The organism is Enterobacter cloacae complex sp. 2024EL-00227 (genome assembly GCF_043945315.1).
In the GTDB taxonomy this organism is placed as follows: domain Bacteria; phylum Pseudomonadota; class Gammaproteobacteria; order Enterobacterales; family Enterobacteriaceae; genus Enterobacter; species Enterobacter roggenkampii.
In genome coordinates, this window is sequence record NZ_JBIMQP010000003.1 from 440,975 (window position 1) to 457,410 (window position 16,436).

Annotated in this window: 18 protein-coding genes; 9 read left to right on the forward strand and 9 right to left on the reverse strand. The window is 57.3% G+C overall.

What is annotated here, in order from left to right; genetic code table 11:
- The first annotated feature begins 7 nt into the window (after nt 1-7).
- The gene (nhaB, locus tag ACHH0Z_RS07850) at nt 8-1,546 is read left to right on the forward strand and encodes a Na(+)/H(+) antiporter NhaB (protein ID WP_023325493.1); all 1,539 of its coding nucleotides are present in this window, start codon (nt 8-10) and stop codon (nt 1,544-1,546) included.
- Nucleotides 1,547-1,689: 143 nt separating this feature from the next.
- Nucleotides 1,690-2,220 carry a disulfide bond formation protein DsbB gene (gene dsbB, locus ACHH0Z_RS07855; RefSeq protein WP_028015880.1) on the forward strand — a complete coding sequence of 177 codons (531 nt, stop codon included), beginning with the start codon at nt 1,690-1,692 and terminating at the stop codon, nt 2,218-2,220.
- A gap of 115 nt (nt 2,221-2,335) precedes the next feature.
- On the opposite strand, the gene ACHH0Z_RS07860 is transcribed toward dsbB, so the two are convergent.
- The 3 genes from ACHH0Z_RS07860 to ACHH0Z_RS07870 all read right to left on the reverse strand — a co-directional run bounded on the left by ACHH0Z_RS07860 (nt 2,336) and on the right by ACHH0Z_RS07870 (nt 3,852).
- Nucleotides 2,336-2,776 carry a YcgN family cysteine cluster protein gene (locus tag ACHH0Z_RS07860; protein ID WP_008500509.1) on the reverse strand — a complete coding sequence of 147 codons (441 nt, stop codon included), beginning with the start codon at nt 2,774-2,776 and terminating at the stop codon, nt 2,336-2,338.
- 93 nt (nt 2,777-2,869) lie between these two features.
- Nucleotides 2,870-3,529 (reverse strand): fumarylacetoacetate hydrolase family protein, encoded by a 660-nt coding sequence (locus ACHH0Z_RS07865; protein ID WP_008500508.1) that lies wholly within the window; start codon nt 3,527-3,529, stop codon nt 2,870-2,872.
- A 47-nt stretch (nt 3,530-3,576) separates the two neighbouring features.
- The gene (locus ACHH0Z_RS07870) at nt 3,577-3,852 is read right to left on the reverse strand and encodes a YcgL domain-containing protein (protein WP_008500507.1); all 276 of its coding nucleotides are present in this window, start codon (nt 3,850-3,852) and stop codon (nt 3,577-3,579) included.
- Nucleotides 3,853-3,975: 123 nt separating this feature from the next.
- Between ACHH0Z_RS07870 and minC the strand changes: the two genes are divergently transcribed.
- The 3 genes from minC to minE are packed head-to-tail and all read left to right on the forward strand — an operon-like array spanning nt 3,976 to nt 5,792.
- Complete coding sequence (minC, locus tag ACHH0Z_RS07875; RefSeq protein ID WP_008500506.1) at nt 3,976-4,683, forward strand: septum site-determining protein MinC; 708 nt, start codon at nt 3,976-3,978, stop codon at nt 4,681-4,683.
- Between the two features lie 23 nt (nt 4,684-4,706).
- Nucleotides 4,707-5,519: a septum site-determining protein MinD gene (gene minD / locus ACHH0Z_RS07880; protein WP_008500505.1), complete on the forward strand. Its 813-nt coding sequence runs from the start codon at nt 4,707-4,709 to the stop codon at nt 5,517-5,519.
- Between the two features lie 3 nt (nt 5,520-5,522).
- Entirely contained in the window at nt 5,523-5,792 is a 270-nt protein-coding gene (gene minE / locus ACHH0Z_RS07885) for a cell division topological specificity factor MinE (RefSeq protein WP_008500504.1), read from the forward strand.
- Between the two features lie 74 nt (nt 5,793-5,866).
- Here minE and rnd read toward each other — a convergent pair whose 3' ends face one another.
- From rnd to ACHH0Z_RS07910, 5 genes are all read right to left on the reverse strand, one after another.
- Nucleotides 5,867-6,982, reverse strand: a complete 1,116-nt coding sequence (gene rnd / locus ACHH0Z_RS07890; RefSeq protein WP_127913786.1) for a ribonuclease D — start codon at nt 6,980-6,982, stop codon at nt 5,867-5,869.
- Between the two features lie 83 nt (nt 6,983-7,065).
- Nucleotides 7,066-8,751 (reverse strand): long-chain-fatty-acid--CoA ligase FadD, encoded by a 1,686-nt coding sequence (gene fadD, locus ACHH0Z_RS07895; RefSeq protein ID WP_014884268.1) that lies wholly within the window; start codon nt 8,749-8,751, stop codon nt 7,066-7,068.
- 203 nt (nt 8,752-8,954) lie between these two features.
- The gene (locus tag ACHH0Z_RS07900) at nt 8,955-9,536 is read right to left on the reverse strand and encodes a Slp family lipoprotein (protein ID WP_023293933.1); all 582 of its coding nucleotides are present in this window, start codon (nt 9,534-9,536) and stop codon (nt 8,955-8,957) included.
- A gap of 37 nt (nt 9,537-9,573) precedes the next feature.
- The gene (gene tsaB, locus ACHH0Z_RS07905; RefSeq protein WP_008500500.1) at nt 9,574-10,269 is read right to left on the reverse strand and encodes a tRNA (adenosine(37)-N6)-threonylcarbamoyltransferase complex dimerization subunit type 1 TsaB; all 696 of its coding nucleotides are present in this window, start codon (nt 10,267-10,269) and stop codon (nt 9,574-9,576) included.
- 66 nt (nt 10,270-10,335) lie between these two features.
- Nucleotides 10,336-12,246, reverse strand: a complete 1,911-nt coding sequence (locus ACHH0Z_RS07910; protein WP_045352245.1) for an ATP-dependent DNA helicase — start codon at nt 12,244-12,246, stop codon at nt 10,336-10,338.
- Between the two features lie 133 nt (nt 12,247-12,379).
- Between ACHH0Z_RS07910 and ACHH0Z_RS07915 the strand changes: the two genes are divergently transcribed.
- Nucleotides 12,380-12,724 (forward strand): RidA family protein, encoded by a 345-nt coding sequence (locus ACHH0Z_RS07915; RefSeq protein WP_008500498.1) that lies wholly within the window; start codon nt 12,380-12,382, stop codon nt 12,722-12,724.
- Nucleotides 12,725-12,730: 6 nt separating this feature from the next.
- Here ACHH0Z_RS07915 and ACHH0Z_RS07920 read toward each other — a convergent pair whose 3' ends face one another.
- Nucleotides 12,731-12,913 carry a YoaH family protein gene (locus tag ACHH0Z_RS07920; protein WP_008500497.1) on the reverse strand — a complete coding sequence of 61 codons (183 nt, stop codon included), beginning with the start codon at nt 12,911-12,913 and terminating at the stop codon, nt 12,731-12,733.
- 61 nt (nt 12,914-12,974) lie between these two features.
- Between ACHH0Z_RS07920 and pabB the strand changes: the two genes are divergently transcribed.
- The 3 genes from pabB to sdaA all read left to right on the forward strand — a co-directional run bounded on the left by pabB (nt 12,975) and on the right by sdaA (nt 16,435).
- On the forward strand, nt 12,975-14,300 hold the full coding sequence (gene pabB / locus ACHH0Z_RS07925) for an aminodeoxychorismate synthase component 1 (RefSeq protein WP_045410478.1): 1,326 nt from the start codon (nt 12,975-12,977) through the stop codon (nt 14,298-14,300).
- Nucleotides 14,301-14,306: 6 nt separating this feature from the next.
- On the forward strand, nt 14,307-14,885 hold the full coding sequence (locus ACHH0Z_RS07930) for a CoA pyrophosphatase (protein ID WP_008500495.1): 579 nt from the start codon (nt 14,307-14,309) through the stop codon (nt 14,883-14,885).
- 185 nt (nt 14,886-15,070) lie between these two features.
- Nucleotides 15,071-16,435: an L-serine ammonia-lyase gene (gene sdaA / locus ACHH0Z_RS07935; protein WP_008500494.1), complete on the forward strand. Its 1,365-nt coding sequence runs from the start codon at nt 15,071-15,073 to the stop codon at nt 16,433-16,435.
- Nucleotide 16,436: the final 1 nt, after the last annotated feature.

The following is a 16,436-nucleotide window of genomic DNA, read 5'->3' on the forward strand; positions in this document are numbered from 1 at the left end:
GTCTGTCGTGGAAATTTCTTTTGGGCGCGCTCTGTGGCGCAATTTTTTAGGCCAGTCTCCTGACTGGTACAAACTGATACTGCTGGTGTTCCTGGTCGTTAACCCTCTCCTCTTTTACGTGAACCCGTTCGTTGCCGGGTGGCTGCTGGTCGCGGAGTTTATCTTCACCCTGGCGATGGCGCTGAAATGCTATCCCCTGTTGCCGGGCGGATTGCTGGCGTTTGAAGCGGTAGTGATTGGCATGACCTCAGCCGAGCATGTCAAAGCAGAGCTGGCTTCAAATCTTGAAGTGCTTCTGCTGCTGATGTTTATGGTGGCGGGCATCTACTTTATGAAACAGCTGCTGCTGTTTATCTTTACGCGCCTGCTGCTCAGCATTCCGTCGAAAACGGTTCTCTCGCTGGCGTTTTGCCTTGCGGCGGCCTTCCTGTCAGCCTTCCTGGACGCGCTGACGGTCGTCGCGGTGGTGATAAGCGTCGCGGTGGGGTTTTACGGTATTTATCACCGCGTGGCCTCCTCTCGTCCGGGTGAGGATCTGCAGGATGACAGCCATGTCGATGCGCATAACCGCGAGGTACTGGAACAGTTTCGCGCCTTCCTGCGCAGCCTGATGATGCATGCCGGGGTGGGTACCGCCCTGGGGGGCGTGATGACGATGGTGGGCGAGCCGCAAAACCTGATCATTGCGAAAGCGGCGGGCTGGCACTTCGGTGATTTCTTCCTGAGAATGGCCCCGGTGAGCGTGCCGGTGCTGATCTGCGGTCTGGCGACCTGTTTGCTGGTGGAGAAGTTTCGCCTCTTTGGTTACGGGGCACAACTCCCGGAGCCGGTACGTCAGGAACTGCATAAATTCGATCTGCAGAGCCGACGCCAGCGGACGCGCCAGGAGACGCTGCGCCTGATTGCACAGGGGATCATCGGCGTCTGGCTTATCGCCGCGCTGGCGTTCCATCTTGCTGAAGTGGGGCTGATTGGTCTGTCCGTGATTATTCTCGCCACGACCTTTACCGGCGTGACGGATGAGCATGCCATCGGCAAAGCCTTTACCGAAGCGCTGCCGTTTACCGCCCTGCTGGCGGTGTTTTTTGCGGTCGTGGCGGTGATAATCGACCAGCACCTGTTCGCGCCGATTATTGCCTTTGTCTTACGGGCATCGCCGGATGCTCAGCTGTCGCTGTTTTACCTGTTTAACGGCCTGCTCTCGTCAATCTCAGATAACGTCTTTGTCGGGACGGTTTACATTAACGAGGCTAAGACCGCGATGGAGCAAGGCGTGATCAGCGCCGGACAGTTTGAACTGCTGGCCGTGGCGATCAACACCGGTACCAACCTGCCGTCGGTGGCGACACCCAATGGCCAGGCCGCCTTCCTGTTCCTGCTGACCTCCGCCCTTGCGCCACTCATACGTCTTTCTTATGGAAGAATGGTCTGGATGGCCCTGCCCTATACGCTGGTGCTCACGATCGTGGGATTGCTTTGCGTCAAAATTACCCTTATTCCCTGTACGCAATGGTTGATACAAGCGGGTATACTTGCGGCGCAGTAAACACTGCAACTCGGGCAGTTCGCTGCCCGTTTGCCTTTTCGCACGATAAACATCCAATTACGTTTTATTTCGCCAGGTACAGGTGGCGCGAAAAACGAATTCGTTTACACTGCGCTTTCTAAGCATGTTCCAGGGAAATGATTATGTTGAGATTTTTAAACCAGTGCTCCCGCGGTCGCGGAGCGTGGTTGTTAATGGCCCTGACCGCCTTTGCGCTGGAAATGGTCGCGCTGTGGTTCCAGCACGTAATGGGACTCAAACCTTGCGTGCTCTGTATTTACGAACGCTGCGCGCTGTTCGGCATTATGGGGGCTGGCCTGGTCGGCGCGATTGCGCCAAAGTCGCCGCTTCGCTATGCCGGGATCGCGATCTGGCTGTACAGCGCCTGGAAAGGCATTGAACTCTCCTGGCAGCACACGATGATGCAGCTGCATCCGTCACCGTTTATGACCTGCGATTTTGCCGCCCGCTTCCCGAGCTGGCTGCCGCTGGACAAATGGCTGCCGCAGGTGTTCGTTGCATCCGGTGACTGCTCCGTTCGCCAGTGGGAATTCCTGACGCTGGAGATGCCGCAGTGGCTGGTGGGCATTTTTGCCGCCTACTTCGTCGTGGCGCTGCTGGTGTTGATCGCTCAGCCGTTCAAACCGAAGAAACGCGATTTGTTCGGACGCTAATTCGCCCGGCGGCGCTTCGCTTGCGCGGGCCTACGGTTTTGTAGGTCGGGTAAGCGCAGCGCCATCCGACACAACAGCGCACAATAAAAAACCCGCTTCGGCGGGTTTTTTAATCTCAACGGGTCGGGTGGTTCATGATGTGATCTTCCCAGTCCCGCACCTCGGACTCTTTCACCGCAATGTGGCGCACGGAGATACGTTCGCCGTGCATCGCCGCTTTTGAACCGGTCAGCAGGGGGTGCCAGTCAGGCAGACCTTTCCCCTCCGCCAGCAGGCGATACGCGCAGGTATGCGGCAGCCATTCAAAGGTGGGCAGATTCTCACGGGTTAATTTAATGCAGTCTGGCTCGAACTCGAAGCGGCGCTCGTAGTTGCGGCACTGGCAGGTTTTGATGTTCAGCTGCTTGCAGGCCACGTTGGTGAAGTAGATTTCGTCCGTGTCTTCATCCATCAGCTTGTGCAGGCAGCACTGACCGCAGCCGTCGCATAAGGATTCCCATTCCGCGTCGGTCATGTCGTCAAGAGTTTTGCTTTGCCAGAAAGGGATGTCGTTCATCAGGATGTCCACACGTCAAAAGAAAGCGCACCTTATAACGAGTCTGGCACGTCGTTGCAAGTTTTGCCGCCCTTTTCAGGCGGCAAAAGGAGGTTACAGCACGCGGGTTTTCAGCGACAGGCCGTTAAAACCAACTTCAAGTTCATCACCGCTCGCGAGCGGACCAACGCCTTCCGGCGTGCCGGTCAGGATCACATCACCCGGCTTGAGGGTAAAGAAGCGGCTCATATAGGCGATCAGCGGCACAATCTTATGGATCATGTCTGCCGTGGTGCCCTGCTGGCGGATTTCACCGTTAACCTTCAGGCTGAGCGGCGTGTCCTGCGGATTACCGGTAAATTCGCTCACCGGCACAAACGCCGAAATCGGGCAGGAATTATCAAACCCTTTGGCTTTTTCCCACGGCTGCCCCGCTTTCTTCATTTTACCCTGCACGTCGCGTAGCGTCAGATCCAGCGCCACGCCGTATCCGGCGATCGCTTTCTGCACATGCTCTTCGGAGGCCTGACGCAGCGTTGCGCCGATCAGCACGGCGAGTTCCACTTCGTGGTGCACCGAGCCGAGCCCCTGCGGCAGGGCCAGCGGCTGGCGAATATCGCAAAGCGCCGTTTCAGGCTTAATGAACAGAACCGGCTCTTCTGGCGTCGCACTGCCCATCTCCTGAATATGTTTTGCATAGTTGCTGCCCACGCAAACCACTTTGCTGACGGGATAATCCAGTAATGCACCTTGCCAGTTATGATGTTGATACATGGTCGACCCCTAAACGGTTGATGTGTTGTGCTCAAAAACAGTTGAGACTATTTTTTACCGTTCGCCTCAAGATGTTGTTTTAATAAATTCTCGGGTGGCGGCGGAAGCTGTAAATAATAGCCCTGCTCGGCTAATGCCGTTTTCACTTTCTCCAGATCGGCATTCACCAGTTTCTTGCGACCATCAAGCGGCAGCAGCATCGCCATCTGCGGTCGGCCAAAGCTCTTCATTAATTCTTCAGGCACGCGTGAAAAATCGTCTTTCTTTTCGACATAAAGATAGGTCTGGTCACGGGTTGTACTTCTGTAGATCACACAAAACATGTTTTTACTCTGAATTAATGGGTGGTTGCTTGCCTCAATATACTCCTGACTATAACATGCCTGATACTCTTCGGAATATCGCAGCGAGTGGTTGCGGTTAATAGCAAATTGAGTAAGGCCAGGATGTCAAACACGCCCATCGAGCTTAAAGGCAGTAGCTTCACCTTATCAGTGGTACATTTGCATGATGCAAAACCCGAGGTTATTCGTCAGGCGTTAGAAGACAAAATCGCCCAGGCTCCCGCCTTCCTGAAGCACGCCCCTGTTGTTATCAACGTCAGCGGTCTTGAAGCGCCGGTTAACTGGAAACGTCTCCAGCAGGCCGTCTCCTCGACCGGACTGCGTATTGTCGGCATCAGCGGCTGCAAAGATACTGAACTGAAAGCGGAAATTGACCGTGCGGGGCTGCCGCTTCTGAATGAAGGCAAAGAAAAAGCCCCGCGTGCGGCACCCGTTGCCGTCGAAACGCCCCCTCCTGCGGCGCAAAACGTTACAAACATCACAAAAACGCGAATGATTGATGTGCCGGTTCGTTCCGGTCAGCGCATTTATGCACCAAACTGTGATCTGATTGTTACAAGCCACGTCAGTGCTGGCGCTGAGCTGATTGCAGATGGCAATATTCACGTTTACGGTATGATGCGTGGACGTGCGCTCGCAGGTGCAAGTGGCGATCGGGACGCGCAAATATTTTGTACTCACCTGACGGCGGAACTGGTGTCCATCGCAGGTGAATATTGGCTGAGCGACAAGATCCCAGCCGAATTTTATGGCAAAGCGGCTCGCCTGCTTCTGGCAGACGACGCGTTGACCGTTCAACCGTTGAATTGATCCCTTTTTAACAAGGAATTTCTATGGCACGCATTATTGTTGTTACTTCGGGTAAAGGAGGCGTTGGCAAGACCACCTCCAGCGCGGCCATCGCTACTGGTTTGGCCCAGAAGGGAAAGAAAACCGTCGTTATCGACTTCGATATCGGCCTGCGTAACCTCGACCTCATCATGGGATGTGAGCGTCGCGTCGTGTATGACTTTGTGAACGTCATTCAGGGCGATGCCACGCTGAACCAGGCGCTGATTAAAGACAAGCGCACCGAGAACCTCTACATTCTCCCGGCTTCTCAGACGCGTGACAAAGACGCCCTGACCCGTGAAGGGGTAGAAAAGGTGCTCGACGAGCTGAAAAAAATGGAGTTCGACTTCATCGTCTGTGACTCCCCTGCCGGCATCGAAACCGGTGCTCTGATGGCGCTCTACTTCGCTGATGAAGCAATCATCACCACCAACCCTGAAGTTTCATCCGTGCGTGACTCAGACCGCATTCTCGGGATCCTCGCCTCTAAATCCCGTCGTGCGGAAAATGGCGAAGACCCGATTAAAGAACACCTGCTGCTCACCCGCTACAACCCGGGCCGCGTGAACAAAGGTGACATGCTGAGCATGGAAGACGTGCTGGAGATCCTGCGCATTAAGCTGGTGGGCGTTATCCCGGAAGATCAGTCCGTGTTACGCGCCTCTAACCAGGGCGAGCCAGTGATCCTTGATACAATGGCAGATGCAGGTAAAGCTTACGCCGATACCGTTGACCGTCTGCTGGGAGAAGAACGTCCTTTCCGCTTCATTGAAGAAGAGAAGAAAGGTTTCCTCAAACGCCTGTTCGGAGGATAAGTTATGGCATTACTGGACTTTTTTCTCTCGCGGAAAAAGAACACCGCCAACATCGCAAAAGAACGTCTGCAAATTATCGTTGCGGAACGTCGTCGTAGCGACGCCGAGCCTCACTACCTGCCGCAGCTGCGCAAGGACATCCTGGAAGTGATCTGCAAATACGTGCAGATTGACCCGGAAATGGTCACCGTTCAGCTGGAGCAAAAAGACGGGGATATTTCGATTCTGGAGCTGAACGTGACGCTTCCGGAAGCGGAAGAGTCACGTCCGTAGGTTTGTGATTTCGTCGCCCCGGTAAGCGCAGCGCCACCGGGGAAATATGCCGGGTTTATCACCCGGCATATTTTTTATCGCGGATAACCTTCCAGCAGCGTATTCAGGCGATCGGCCATCAATTCCCCGCGCCATCCCGCCATCATTTCCGGCAAGCTATTCTGCGGCTTCAGCTTCCAGTGCCAGTTAAGCAGCTGGTTAATCTGACGGCGTGAAGCGAGCAGCTCCGCGCTCAGCTTGCTTTCCGTCGCCACCGCCTGCACCAGCGCTTTGATGTCCTTAAACGCTTTGCGATAGCCCGGCATATCCATCAGGTTCAGCAGCGGTTCCGGCAGCGCCTCTTCCGGTAACGCCTGCGCTTTTGCGACCAGCGCCAGCAGGGTTTTGCCGTGGAAACGGATTTCACTGCCCGAAAGCCCAATGCTGTCCAGCTCGCCGAGGCTGCCCGGCATATAGCGCGCAACCGCCCAGAGATGCTCTTCGCGAACCACAAAGTTAACGGCCAGATCGCGCTCGCGCGCTTTACGCAAGCGCCAGTCTGCCAGCAGCTGCAGGCACGCCAGCTGACGCGTACGCAGCTGCCAGGCGTTGCTGATGTCGCGCCAGGCCTCTTTCGGATCCACCACTTCCTGACGACGCAGCTGGGTCATACGGCACTCGTCCAGCGCGGCGGACAGCCAGCCGGATGCCTCGGCTTCTTTCATCAGCTGTCCGGCGATCGGCAGCAGGTAAAACACGTCAGCCGCCGCATACTCCAACTGGCGCGCGGTAAGCGGACGCGCCAGCCAGTCGGTACGGGATTCGCTTTTATCCAGCGTCAGGCCCGTATACTCCTCCACCATGGCGGCAAAGCCCCAGGAGAGCGGTCGCCCGCTGAACGCCGCAAGGATCTGCGTATCAATCAGCGGCTGAGGCATGATGCCAAAGGTGTTCAGAAAGACTTCCAGATCTTCACTGCCTGCGTGCAGGTATTTCGTGACGGCGGTATCGAGCAGCAGATCGCGCATCGGCGTCCAGTCGGTAATGCCGAGAGGGTCGATCAGCGACACGTGTTTACCGTCGTACATCTGAATCAACCCCAGCTGCGGATAGTACGTCCGGGTACGGACAAACTCGGTATCCAGGGCAATGGCAGGAAAGTCGCGCGTCACTTCGCACAGCGAAGCCAGCTCGTCGTTGGTCGTGATCATCTGGTAATTCAAATCGGATTCTCTTTTGTTTGCGCCCATAAAAAACGCCGGCTTAACCGGCGTCTGGACGATTAACGTGAAGCTCAGGCCTTATTGTCTACTTTGGCACGGGCTTCGTCACGTAATTCTCGTCGTAATATCTTCCCGACGTTGGATTTCGGCAGCTCGTCGCGGAATTCCACCAGCTTCGGCACTTTATAGCCCGTCAGCTGACGACGACAAAACGTTATCAGCGCTTCCTCGGTGAGAGAAGGATCTTTCTTGACCACAAATATCTTCACCGCTTCACCGCTGCTGCCGGAAGGCACGCCGACCGCTGCCACTTCGAGTACGCCGCTGTGCTGCATGACCACGTCTTCGATCTCATTCGGATAGACGTTGAAGCCAGAGACCAGGATCATATCTTTCTTGCGATCGACAATGCGCAGGAAGCCCTCGTCATCCATCACCGCGATATCCCCGGTATGCAGCCAGCCGTCTTTGATGATTTCGTCGGTGGCGTCGGGACGCTGCCAGTAGCCCAGCATGACCTGTGGACCTTTGACACACAGCTCACCCGGCTCACCCGGCGCGACTTCGTTATCGTTATCATCGACCAGTTTCGCTTCAGTAGAAGGAACGGGCAGTCCAATGCTTCCGCTGTGGTAGTCGATGTCATGCGGGTTAACGCTGACCAGCGGCGCGCACTCCGTCAGGCCATAGCCCTCCAGCAGATACTGGCCGGTAAGCTTCACCCAGCGCTCGGCCACCGCCTGCTGAACCGGCATGCCGCCGCCCGCAGAGAGATGGAGCGTGGAGAAGTCCAGCTGCTGGAACTCTTTGTTATTAAGCAGCGCGTTAAACAGGGTATTTACCCCGGTCATGGCGGTGAACGGGTATTTTGCCAGCTCTTTCACCAGCCCCGGTATATCACGCGGGTTAGTAATCAGCACGTTTTGACCGCCGAGCTCAATAAACAGCAGGCAGTTCATGGTCAGTGCGAAAATGTGGTACAGCGGCAGCGCCGTAATGACCAGCTCTTTGCCGGGATGCAGCAGCGGCCCGTAGGTTGCATTGACCTGCTCAAGGTTCGCCAGCATGTTGCGGTGGGTCAGCATTGCGCCTTTCGCCACGCCGGTGGTACCGCCGGTATACTGCAGGAACGCGAGATCTTCTGAGACCACTTCCGGCTTAACGTACTGCATACGATAGCCCGCATGCAGCGCGCGGCGGAAGGAGATAGCGTCCGGCAGATGGTATTTTGGCACCAGACGTTTGACGTATTTGACGACAAAGTTAACCAGCGTGCCTTTGGCGGTGGAGAGCTGGTCCCCCATGCGCGTCAGGATGACGTGTTTCACCTGGGTTTTGTCGACAACTTTTTCCAGCGTATGGGCAAAGTTGGACACAATGACAATCGCAACCGCGCCGCTGTCGTTAAGCTGATGCTCCAGCTCGCGCGGGGTGTACAGCGGGTTGACGTTGACGACAATCATCCCGGCACGCAGGATACCGAACAGCGCCACCGGGTATTGCAGCAGGTTCGGCATCATTAGCGCGACGCGATCCCCTTTTTGCAGCCCCAGACCTTCCTGCAGGTACGCCGCAAACGCCCGGCTGCGCTCCTCCAGCTTACGGAACGTCATCACCTCGCCCATATTCACAAATGCGGGCTGGTCCGCGTAGCGCCTTACCGAGTGTTCAAATAATTCCACCAGGGATTGATAACGGTCAGGATTGATCTCAGCAGGAACATCTGCGGGATAACGGTTAAGCCAAACCTTCTTCAATGCATCACCTCTGAAATGAGTGTTCGTCGTCATCACAACCCCGATAATAAACAGTTTGTTAACATTATATTAACTCAGCGTACCAGTTTATTAATTGTTCAGATTTAAGGTTGCGAAGCGCGTCACTCTTTTTTTTCGTTTTATCCGTAAAAAAACAGAGACAGCGGCTGAGCCGCTGTCTCTTTTCTAACAATAACAGTGAGTTACTCAGTTACGATCGTCTGTACCTGTGCAGGCCCCGGGTTATACCAGCCCCAGCCCGGGTAGCCGTAACGATAAGGATGTGGACCCCACATCCACGGATCGATCGGCTGAGGCGGCATGATCACCTGCTGTGCCAGCCGCCAGCGCTTGTAGCCGTTGACCTGCATGGTCATAAATTTATACGGCGTGCTGCCGATTTTGCCCTGTACGGCGCCGGTAATCGGCCCGACAACGGTCACCAGCTGTCCGCGGAAATCGACCGGGTCCAGGAACCCACTGACGTCCGCATAGATACGTCCCCGGGAGGCCTCGCCCAGTACAGGCCGAGCGCCGCTGTCGAGCGGTACCGTGGCGATCTCCAGACGGGTTTTCCCCTGCTGGTTCTGCACGTCGATCACTTTCCCACCAAAGCGGGCTTCCTGGCCGACGTACAGCTCAGGTGCATTCATCACCCGAACCAGATCCTGCTGTGGCGTCGGGCTGCTGCCCTTAATCGCATCAGGAACGGAAACGCATCCGCTCAGTGCTATGGCAACCGCGCCTGCCATAATAAGGCGTACTACTTTAGTCTGAACCGCCATGATGCGACTCCTTTTTCTCAGTTCCTGTTACTGAGATTCACTCGCGGCCCGGAAGTTTCTTCCACGCGACGGTGTTTCGCAAATAAACCGGTTCCGCGTGTTCAACGGCCACGGTTTTGCCTGCTGCGAGCAGCTGGCTGGCAATCGGAAGCATATCTTCCGCAGCCGGCAGAAGCATGTTGCCGTCCACCAGCGTCAGCCCGGTGCCGTTCGCCATCTCAGGCCACGCCTGCCAGCCCGTACCGACGGTCGCCCACTCGCCGGACAGCTGCTTCAGCCGTTCCGTCACCGCTTCCGGCTTAAGCACGGCTTCCGTCTCTTCACCGTGCCACACGCCCTGCTCGTCGCGGGTGTATTCGGCCCAGTAGACTTCGCCCATGCGGGCATCAATCGCTGCCAGGACGCGCGTTGCCCCGGTCATGCGCCATGCGCCCTGTGCCATGGTGGCGAGGGTAGAGACGCCGATCATCGGCAGTTCGGCGCCCAGCGCCAGCCCCTGCGCAATGCCAATCCCGATGCGTACGCCCGTAAAGCTGCCGGGGCCGCGGCCAAAGGCCAGCGCGTCGAGGTCGGTTAAGGAGGTGTTGCCCTGGGTTAAAATGGCTTTTACCAGGGGGAGAATGCGTTGGGTGTGTTCCCGTGGGCACTCTTCGAAATGGGCAGAAACAGCACCGTCGTTCAACAGAGCAACAGAGCAAGCCTCTGTCGCGGTATCAATAGCCAGAATTCGCATCAGTCGTCGCGCTCTCGCAAGGGTCAGTCACAAAATGGCGCGCATCTTAGCACACTCCGGGGTAAATTACTCCGCCGTTGGGTTTGCCAGGAAACGCACCGCGCGTTTTATGTCCCGCGTCCGGGGTGCGGGCGGCAGGCTTGCAAGGAAGGTTGCCCCGTAAGGACGCATCACCAGCCGGTTATCGCAGATGACCAGCACGCCGCGATCGGTGACGTCACGGATTAAGCGCCCTACCCCTTGCTTAAGCGTAATGACCGCATCCGGCAGCTGAACCTCGTCAAACGGATCGCCGCCGCGCAGGCGGCAGTCTTCCATCCGCGCCTTCAGCAGCGGATCGTCCGGGGAGGTAAACGGCAGCTTATCAATGATCACCAGCGAAAGCGTGTCGCCGCGCACGTCCACCCCTTCCCAGAAGCTGCTGGTTGCGACCAGCAGGGCGTTACCGGCGCTAACGAACTGCTGCAGCAGCTGGCCTTTGCTGGTTTCGCCCTGCAGCAGCACCGGTAGCGTCATGGTGGCGCGGAACTGCTCGGCGAGGTCGCGCATCATGGCGTGGGAGGTGCAGAGCATAAAGCAGCGGCCGTTATTGGCCTCGATCATCGGCTTCAGCATCGCCGCCAGCAGCCGGGCCGCACCCGGCTGGTTGGGAAGCGGCAGATTGCGCGGCACGCAGAGCAGCGCCTGCTTTTCGTAATCGAACGGGCTGGGCAGAAGCAGCGATTCCGCCTGCTCGATGCCGAGGCGCTCGGTGAAGTGGTGCAGGTCGTCATTCACCGACAGGGTTGCCGACGTGAAGATCCAGCTGCCCGGCTTTTGCGCCATCACCTCTTTAAATTTATCCGCCACCGTCAGCGGGGTGAGCGCCAGGGTAAAGTGGCGCGAATTGCATTCGTACCAGTAGCTGTAACCCGGCTGGTTAATCTCTTTCAGCCGCTTCAGCCGCCCGCGATAGAGCGTGGCGCGTTCGAAGGCCGCATCCAGCAGCGCGGAGCGGCCGAGCGACAGTTTCGCCACGTCGTAGCAGAGCTCAAGCGCGTCATCGAGCAGCAGCAGCGCGCGCTGGATGTTTTTGTCCGCCAGCAGCTCGCGCAGGTTACCGCGATAGCCCGGCTCGCCGAGCTGTAAACGGAAATCCTGCGCGCTCTGCGCCAGACGGTCGGCGCACTTCTGCAGCTGCTGGGTATCTTTGAGTTCGGTCCGGTAAGCAATGGTGAAATCTTTCGCCAGATCCTGCAGCTGGCGGCTGGAGAGCGACTGCCCAAAATACTGGCTGGCGATGTCCGGAAGCTGGTGGGCTTCGTCGAAGATCATCACGTCCGCTTCCGGGATCAGCTCACCAAAGCCGCTGTCCTTGACGACCATATCCGCGAGAAACAGATGGTGGTTCACCACAACAACATCCGCATCCATCGCCGTTTTGCGCGCTTTCACCACAAAGCAGTCTTTATACAGCGGGCAGTCGCTGCCGAGGCAGTTGTCGTTAGTGCTGGTCACCAGCGGCCAGGCGGGAGAGTCTTCCGGCACGCTCGCGCAGGTGCTGATATCGCCCTCTTCGGTCTGGTTCGCCCAGGCGCGAAGGATAATGACGTCGCTCAGGGTTTGCACCGGCAGATCGCCGCCCGCCAGCGCCTGCTGCTCAAGGCGTTCCAGGCAGAGATAGTTGGAGCGTCCCTTCAGCAGGGCCAGACGGCCTTTATATTTCAGCGCCTTTGCCACCGTGGGCAAATCGCGGCTGTAGAGCTGGTCCTGCAGCGCTTTCGAACCGGTCGAGATAATCACCTTTTTTTTCGCCCGCAGCGCTGGCGCAAGGTAAGCATAGGTTTTACCCGTGCCGGTACCCGCTTCGACCACCAGCGGCTGAGCCTTATCGATGGCGCGTGCAACGGCGTGCGCCATCTGTCGCTGAGGCTCACGGGGTTTGAAGCCGGGGATAGCCTGCGCTAATTGACCTTCAGGGGAAAAATCGTCTGCCACGGTGCTCTCTCACTGTATTTTTGCACAGGGATTATGTCAGCCCATCCTCTCCTGTGCCACCCCAAATAGTGACGACACGAGAACAATATGGCAGTCTTGCCGCCTGACGACGAAAAATAACGAGGAAACGTTTATGACAATTGTGCGCATTGATGCCGAAGCCCGCTGGTCTGATGTGGTGATCCACAACCAGACGCTCTACTACACCGGCGTCCCGGCGAACCTTGACGCGGATGCGTTTGAGCAGACGGCCAATACCCTGGCGCAGATTGACGCGGTGCTGGAAAAACAGGGCAGCGACAAATCCCGCATTCTGGATGCGACGATTTTCCTGGCGAACAAAGATGACTTCGCGGCAATGAACAAAGCCTGGGATGCGTGGGTGGTGGCGGGTCACGCGCCTGTACGCTGCACCGTACAGGCCACGCTGATGAAGCCGGAATACAAGGTTGAGATTAAGATTATCGCGGCGGTTTAAGCCCGATCACTCTTCATCTTCATCCTCGAAACGCGCCACGATCCGCTCGCCGGTATGCGTGGCGCGCAGCTCTTCCGCCACCTGGGAAATCGCCTGTCCGCTGCTCATCCCCTGGGACATCAGTTCCTGAATTCGCTCAACCGCTTTCTGCTGCTGTTCATGGCTCAGAGAAGGTAAACCTGCAAACATCGTCAACTCCTGCTAAATTATTCGCGCTAATTATTTCACGCTGCCCGGTAGTATGCCACACATGAACATGCGCTTCCCCACTGTTATTACCCTGCCCTGGCGGACAGACGCCGCTGAATACTGGTTTGCCCGCCTGAGCCATCTTCCGTTTGCGATGCTGCTGCACTCCGGCCATGCGGACCATCCCTACAGCCGCTTTGATATTCTGGTCGCCGATCCGCTGAAGACGCTGACAACCGATGACCTGTCGCTGACGGACGATCCGCTGGCGCAGCTTCAGCACGATATTAACGCGCTGGGCTTATCCGCTACGCCAAACCCGGACCTTCCCTTTCAGGGAGGCGCGCTGGGCCTGTTTGGTTACGACCTGGGCCGCCGTTTCGAAACGCTGCCCGAGCGTGCGCAGGCTGATATTTCCCTGCCAGACATGGCCGTGGGGCTGTATGACTGGGCGTTAATCGTCGATCACCAGAAAAAAACGGTTTCCCTGCTGAGCCATCGTGACGTCCAGGCGCGTCTGGACTGGCTTGAGGCGCAACAGGCTGCACCCGCAGAGACGTTCACGCTGACCTCCGGCTGGCGCTCGAACATGAGCGCCGCGGAGTATGGCGAAAAATTCTCGCGCGTTCAGGCGTATCTGCAAAGCGGCGACTGCTACCAGGTTAACCTCGCCCAGCGCTTCCAGGCGACCTATCGGGGAGATGAGTGGCAGGCGTTTACCCGTCTTAATGCCAGCAACAAGGCGCCGTTCAGCGCGTTTGTCCGTCTGGACCAGGGGGCGATCCTCAGCCTGTCGCCCGAGCGCTTTATTCACCTGGCCGAGGGGACCATTCAAACCCGTCCGATTAAAGGCACGCTGCCACGCCTTGCCGATCCCGACGCCGACCGTCAGCAGGCGGAAAAGCTGGCCGCCTCGCCAAAAGACCGCGCTGAAAACCTGATGATTGTCGATCTGATGCGCAACGACATTGGCCGGGTGGCCGTGCCGGGCAGCGTCCGCGTGCCGGAACTGTTTGTCGTCGAGCCTTTCCCTGCGGTGCATCATCTGGTCAGCACCATTACCGCGCAGTTGCCAGACTCGCGCACGGCCTGCGACCTGCTGCGCGCCGCGTTCCCGGGCGGCTCCATCACCGGTGCGCCGAAGGTGCGGGCAATGGAGATCATTGATGAACTGGAGCCCCACCGGCGCAATGCCTGGTGCGGCAGCATCGGCTATATCAGCCTGTGCGGCACGCTGGATACCAGCATTACCATCCGCACGCTGACCGCCTGCAACGGAAACCTTTACTGTTCAGCCGGGGGCGGGATTGTTGCCGATAGTCAGGTCGATGCGGAATATCAGGAAACCTTTGATAAAGTTAACCGTATCCTGAAACTACTGGAGTAATCACGGGTGGAAAAAGAGAACCTGACGCTGGATGACTTTTTATCGCGTTTTCAGCTACTAAGACCGCAGGTCAACCGCGAAGCGCTGAATCAGCGTCAGGCGGCCGTGCTGATCCCGGTCGTGCGTCGCGCGAAGCCGGGCCTGCTGCTCACCCAGCGTTCCGCCCATTTACGTAAGCATGCCGGTCAGGTCGCTTTTCCGGGGGGCGCGGTAGACAGCTCCGACGCCTCGCTGATTGCCGCCGCGCTGCGCGAAGCGCAGGAAGAGGTGGCCATTCCGCCGGAGGCCGTTGAGATCATCGGCGTGCTGCCGCCCGTCGACAGCGTCACCGGTTTCCAGGTCACGCCGGTGGTGGGCATTATCCCGCCGGGTCTGCAGTATCACGCCAGCGTTGATGAAGTCTCTGCGGTGTTTGAAATGCCGCTGGATGAAGCCCTTCGACTGAGTCGTTACCACCCGCTGGATATTCAGCGTCGCGGGCATGACCATCGGGTCTGGTTGTCCTGGTATCAGCATTATTTTGTCTGGGGCATGACGGCGGGCATCATTCGTGAACTGGCGCTGCAGATCGGCCTGAAACCTTGACTATACTTTACATTCCGCCCTCTTCTGCCAGGTTTGCGATCTGCGTCGCGCTATTAGCAAAACCCATCGTTAACCATTAGTTTAATTCATGTGAATAGTTAAGCCGAGGTCGGTGTTCCCTCTTACACTATGCGCAGTTATAACATCGTTACTGGAACCCCGGTAACCCTGTCAGGAGTGTGAAAGTGATTAGTATATTCGACATGTTCAAAGTGGGAATTGGCCCTTCGTCTTCCCATACTGTTGGCCCAATGAAGGCCGGTAAACAGTTCGTCGATGATCTGGTCGAAAAAGGATTACTGGAAAGCGTTACCCGTGTCGCCGTGGATGTTTACGGCTCGCTGTCATTAACGGGTAAAGGCCACCACACCGATATCGCCATTATTATGGGTCTGGCAGGCAATATGCCGGATACCGTTGATATTGATGCCATTCCGGCATTCATCCGCGACGTGGAAACACGCGGCCGCCTGCTGCTGGCAAACGGCCAGCAGGAAGTCGATTTCCCGCAGGATGACGGCATGCGTTTTCGCAGCGACAACCTGCCGCTGCATGAAAACGGCATGACCATTCACGCTTACAGCGGTGAAAAAGAGATCTACAGCAAAACGTATTACTCCATCGGCGGTGGTTTCATCGTGGATGAAGAGCATTTTGGCAAAGACAGCGTCGGCGACGTCAGCGTACCGTACCCGTTCAAATCGGCGACCGAGATGCTGGGCTACTGCAAACAGACCGGTCTTTCCCTCTCCGGCATGGTGATGCAGAACGAACTGGCCCTGCACAGCAAACAAGAGATTGAAGACTATTTTGCCAACGTCTGGCAAACCATGCGCGCCTGTATCGATCGCGGGATGAACACCGAAGGCGTTCTGCCGGGTCCGCTGCGCGTGCCGCGTCGTGCCTCTGCTCTGCGCCGTATGCTGGTAACCACGGACAAATTCTCCAACGACCCGATGAACGTGGTCGACTGGGTGAATATGTTTGCGCTTGCGGTTAACGAAGAGAACGCCGCCGGGGGCCGCGTCGTGACGGCGCCAACCAACGGCGCGTGCGGCATTGTTCCTGCGGTGCTGGCGTATTACGACCACTTTATTGAGCCCGTGACGCCGGACATCTATATCCGTTACTTCCTGGCGGCAGGTGCCATCGGCGCGCTGTACAAGATGAATGCCTCTATCTCCGGTGCGGAAGTGGGCTGTCAGGGTGAAGTCGGCGTGGCCTGCTCCATGGCGGCGGCGGGTCTGGCAGAGCTGTTGGGTGCAAGCCCTGAGCAGGTCTGCGTGGCGGCTGAAATCGGTATGGAACATAACCTCGGTCTGACCTGCGACCCGGTCGCGGGCCAGGTGCAGGTGCCGTGCATTGAGCGTAACGCGATTGCCTCGGTGAAAGCCATCAACGCCTCTCGTATGGCGATGCGCCGTACCAGCGAACCTCGCGTATCGCTGGATAAGGTGATTGAAACCATGTACGAAACGGGCAAAGACATGAACGCGAAATACCGCGAGACGTCCCGTGGTGGCCTGGCCATTAAGGTGCAGTGCGACTAAT